3 protein-coding genes are annotated in these 4,592 nt (G+C 69.4%); 1 reads left to right on the top strand and 2 read right to left on the bottom strand.

Annotated features, from left to right (window positions below):
- Both BN11_RS15405 and BN11_RS15410 read right to left on the bottom strand, forming a co-directional pair.
- Positions 1-1,906, bottom strand: a 1,906-nt coding sequence (locus BN11_RS15405; protein WP_048699154.1) for a vWA domain-containing protein, incomplete at its 3' end; no start/stop codon positions are given.
- 8 nt (positions 1,907-1,914) lie between these two features.
- Positions 1,915-3,312 (bottom strand): MoxR family ATPase, encoded by a 1,398-nt coding sequence (locus tag BN11_RS15410; protein ID WP_048699157.1) that lies wholly within the window; start codon positions 3,310-3,312, stop codon positions 1,915-1,917.
- Positions 3,313-4,240: 928 nt separating this feature from the next.
- Between BN11_RS15410 and BN11_RS15415 the strand changes: the two genes are divergently transcribed.
- Positions 4,241-4,435, top strand: coding sequence for a CsbD family protein (locus BN11_RS15415; RefSeq protein ID WP_048699160.1), 195 nt, complete (start codon positions 4,241-4,243; stop codon positions 4,433-4,435).
- Positions 4,436-4,592 lie beyond the last annotated feature (157 nt).

A 4,592-nucleotide genomic window follows, 5' to 3' on the forward strand; every position in this document is an offset into this window, starting at 1 on the left:
GCGCGCCCACCCGGCCGTCGGCGCGGCGGGCCATCTGATCGATGAAACGCGCGAGGCCGGGGTCGTCGCCGAGGCGAAAGAAGGTCACCTGGGCGCCGAGCCGGGCGGTGGCGTCCAGTTCGGCGACGGTCTGCGCGATCGTCACCGGGTGCGGCGGGTAGTCGAAGAACACCCGCCCGCTGCCCTCCAGGTGCGAGGTCGGTTCACCGTCGGTGACGATGAGGACGACCGGGCGCATGCTCGGGTGCTTGCGGAAGTGCCGGTTGGCGAGCAGCAGCGCATGGTGGAGGTTTGTTCCCTTGTCCCACAAGGGTTCCAGGCCGGTCAGCTCCTCGATGTCCATGACCTGGGCGCGCCGGCCGAAGGCGATCAATTGCAGCTTGTCGCCGCGGAACCGGGTGGAGACGAGCTGGTGCAGCGCCAGCGCTGTGCGCTTCATCGGCAGCCACCGGCCGTCCATCGCCATCGAGAAGCTCGTGTCCACGAGGAGCGCCACGGCGGCTTGGGTGCGCGCCTCGGTCTCGACGATCTCGATGTCCTCGAGTTCCAGCCGTATGCCGCCACGCACGGACTCGCCCCGGCTCACCGTGCGCTGGACCGCGTTGGTCACCGTGCGGGTGACGTCCCAGGTCTCGGTGTCGCCGAACTCCCACGGTCGGCTGGCCCCGCTGGGCTCGCCGGCGGCCCCGGCCTGGCGCAGGTCCCGCTGTCCCGTGCGCCCGGACATGCGGTCCGCCACGTCTCGCAGCAAGGACTTGCCGAGTTGTCGCATCGCCTTGGGGGAGAGGCGAAGCGAGCCGTCGGATGAGCGTTGCAGCAAACCGCTCTCGCGCAGCTCCTTCTCGATCTGGGCCAGGGTGCGGGCGTCGACCGAGGCCTCCTCGCCCAGCTGGCGCATCAGGGCCTCGAGGTCGATGTCGTCCATGCGGGCGCCCGGATAGGACTGTCCCAGTTGCTCACTCAGCGCATCGAGTTCGGCGAGGTCCTGGAAGACGCCCGTGCCGTCGCCGAGGCCGAGTCCCTCGTCGCCCTGGAAGCGCTCGCCGCCGCTCCAGTCCTCACCAGGTCGCAACATCTGCAGGTTGGCGTCGAGCCGGCTGAGCGAATCCATGAGCTGCGGCGACCCAAAAGCCTGCTGCGACAGCGCCATCAGCTCGGCCCGCTGCTCCGGCGTCATCGAATTGAGCATCCGTTGGGCGGCCGCCGCGCGCTGGGCAAGAGTGTCGATCAGTTCATCGACATTCTGTGGGTTCTCCGGGAAGAAGTCGCCGTGCTTGGCCATGAAGTCGGCGAAGTCCTGGTCGGTGTCCTCGCCCATCCGGTGCTTCTCGAGGAGGTCGTTGAGGTCGCCGAGCATCTCGTTGATCCGCTCGCGGTCCTCGTCGGTGGCGCCTTCGAGGGCTTGCTTCATACCGGCGAAGCGCTGGTCCAGCATTTCCCGCCCGAGCAGGTCCTTGATCTGGTCGTAGGCCTCGCGCGCCTCGCTGCTGCGCCACTGGTAGTCACTCAACGACGAGACCGCTGCCGCGGGCGACGGAGGCAGCCCGTCGAGGCGCATCTCCTGGAAGCGCGCATCGTCGTCGAGGTCACGCGCAAGCTGCTTGCGTTCTGCGAGAACGGCTTTGTCGAGGAGTTCCTTGACCTGCTGCATCGTGCCGTCGAGGTTGTGCCGCTGCAGCAACTCGCGGCGTCGCTCGGCGACCTGCCGCGCGAGGTCGTCCAGCCCGCGCTGGGTCTGTCCGCCGCGGCGCAGGAACTCGCGCATCGCCCGCTCGGGGGCGTAGCCGGCCATGACGTCCTCGCCGATCGCCGCGAGCGCCTCGCCGAGGTCGACCGGCGGCGCGAGCGGGTCGCCGCCGGCATACGGTCCGTATGCCGACCGGTGCGGATCTCGGCGCCGAGTCACCTTGTCCCCTAGGCCTTTTCGCCGTAAACCGTGCGCTGCCCGTCGCTGTCCTTGCCGATCCGCTTGGCGAGGAAGAGGCCTTCCAGGGCCAACTCAAGGGCGCTTGCCCGCTCTCCGGCGGAGGCGGCCCCGGCGCGGGCGGCCACCTCGTCATACAGCTCCGACTCACCGAGCACCGGCAGTGCGTCGAGGAACTCGGTCGCCGACACCTGATCACCGGTCATGACCAATGCGCCCGCGGCGAGGGCGTCGACGAGCAGCCGGAAGTCGATGCCGCGGAACGTTTCTCGCGCCGTCTCGGCCGTCGCGGTGCGAAGCAAGTGGTCGAGGATAGCCCGCTCCCGGCCCTCTTCGCCGCTCTCGAACTCGACCTTGCCGCCGAGCACGTCGACGGCCCCGGCGAGGTCGACGACCCGGGCGACGGCCTCCGCCTCGCCCTGCAATGTCGCGCGGTGCAGCGCCGCGGCCGCCACCGTCTCGGCGGCCGCGATGGAGAAGCGCGCCGAGACACCGGAACGCTGGTCGACCGCCGAGGACTCACGCAGGTGTCGAGTGAAGCGGGCGAGGATCTCCATCAGCTGATCGGGGACGTGGGCGACGAGGTGCGCCTCCTGCCGGATGACGGCGATCTCGTCCGCCAGTTCCACGGGATAGTGGGTGCGGATCTCCGCGCCGAAGCGGTCCTTCAAGGGAGTGATGATCCGGCCGCGGTTGGTGTAGTCCTCCGGGTTCGCGGAGGCGACGACCAGGACGTCCAGGGGCAGGCGGAGCACATAGCCGCGGATCTGAATGTCCCTCTCCTCCATGACATTCAGCATCGCGACCTGGATGCGCTCGGCGAGGTCGGGCAGCTCGTTGACGGCGACGATCCCGCGGTGCGACCGGGGGATCAGGCCGAAGTGGATGGTCTCCGGGTCACCGAGGTGACGGCCCTCGGCGACCTTCATCGGGTCGACGTCGCCGATCAGGTCGGCGACCGAGGTGTCGGGAGTGGCGAGCTTCTCGGCATACCGCTCGTCGCGGTGGCGCCAGGCGACCGGCAGGTGATCGCCCAACTCGGCAGCGCGCCGGATCGAGGCCGGCGCGATCGGCTCGTAGGGATGCTCGCCGAGTTCGGAGTCGGCGATCACCGGCGTCCACTCGTCGAGCAACCCGATCAGGGTGCGCAACAGCCGCGTCTTGCCCTGCCCCCGCTCGCCGAGAAGCACGATGTCGTGCCCGGCGATCAGGGCCCGCTCGACCTGCGGGATGACCGTCCCCTCGAAGCCGTGCAGACCGGGCCACGGATCCTCCCCGGCCGCGAGCTTCGCGAGGAGGTTGTCGCGCATCTCCTCGCGCAGACCCTTGGCGACATGCCCGCTGGCGCGCAGCTGGCTGACAGTGGCGATATCCGGTGCCCCACTCATGGGGCCAAACTAACTCCGGCTGCTGGGAATCGGCTGCTTAATAATGCCCTCGATCTCCTCGATGGCCGCCGCCAGCTGTTCCGGATCTTCGCCCAGGTGGGCCAGCGCCCGGCCGGCGCGCCTGCTGAAGTCCGGCGAGCCGGGTGAGGGCCGGGCGACATTCGGGACAGGTCCTTCTCGTTGGTCACCCACTGACCGGCCGCGGCGTGCCAGGCATGCGCGGCGATCATGACGGCTGTGCTGCACCAGCGCGACGTATGCGGTGTCCCGCCGGGTGAGCGCCTTGTGAGCGTTGGCGAGGAGGAACCGTGCCTGCCACAGGTTGTTCTGGAACGCTCGCCGCCGCGCCGGTGGATGGGGGGTCAGGTCGCCCTGCAGGTTGGCGATGCGGCCCCTCGGGATCCGCGAGGGGTATGCGGCGCAGCATGCGCACGATTGCCAACTGCCTGACTTCGGGCCAACTGCCTGACGTATTTCTCAGGCAGTCCGCGCGAACCCAGGCGGCTCGCGCTTTCCGAGGCAGTTCGGAGCGAGTGGCTACTCGCGCTCCCCGTGTTCTCGACAAGGCGATGCCGGCCGCGACGCTGCCGTCGAAGTCGAGGGCGGAGGTGTCGAGGAGGACTACGCCGTCGGCGGCGACGGTGAGCCGACGGTGAACTGCGAGACCCTGGAGTCGTACCGGTCGCGCCCGCTCGACACCTCCCCGGCATAGCTCACGTCGCGGAAACCCAGGGGGTGCCCCGGCTGGCTGTGGTCTCTACGGCGGTGCGGGGTCGGCCCAGACCTAGCTGCTGGCGCGGGGCTGCCCGCATCGCGGCGCCCACCCGTAGGGGTGGTTTTGCGATTGCCCGGCGGCTAAGCAGTGCGGTGGGCCCGCCGGAGGGCGATCGTGGATGGGACCGATTCCGCTCGGAAAGGACGAAACATCATGGGAATCTCCGACAAGATCAGCAACGCCGCCGAGGACGCGACCGGCAAGGCAAAGGAGGCCGCTGGCAAGGCCACCGACGACGAGCGTCTCGAAGCCGAAGGCAAGGGCGACCAGGCCTCGGCGGGCGTGAAGAGGGCCGGCGAGAAGGTCAAGGACGCCGCCTCAGACGTCAAGGACGCCTTCACCAAGTAGCTCCGCCCGCGACATATCCGGCCCGGCCGCCTCACTGGAGGCGACCGGGCCGACGCGCATCCCGCGCCGGCAACCCCGCTCGGGTCACGGGAGCACATGAGCAACGAGTGCACGCGAACAGAGAGTGCACGCGAGCAGAGAGTGCACGCGAGCAGAG

The organism is Nostocoides australiense Ben110 (assembly GCF_001050535.1).
Lineage (GTDB): Bacteria > Actinomycetota > Actinomycetes > Actinomycetales > Dermatophilaceae > Nostocoides_A > Nostocoides_A australiense.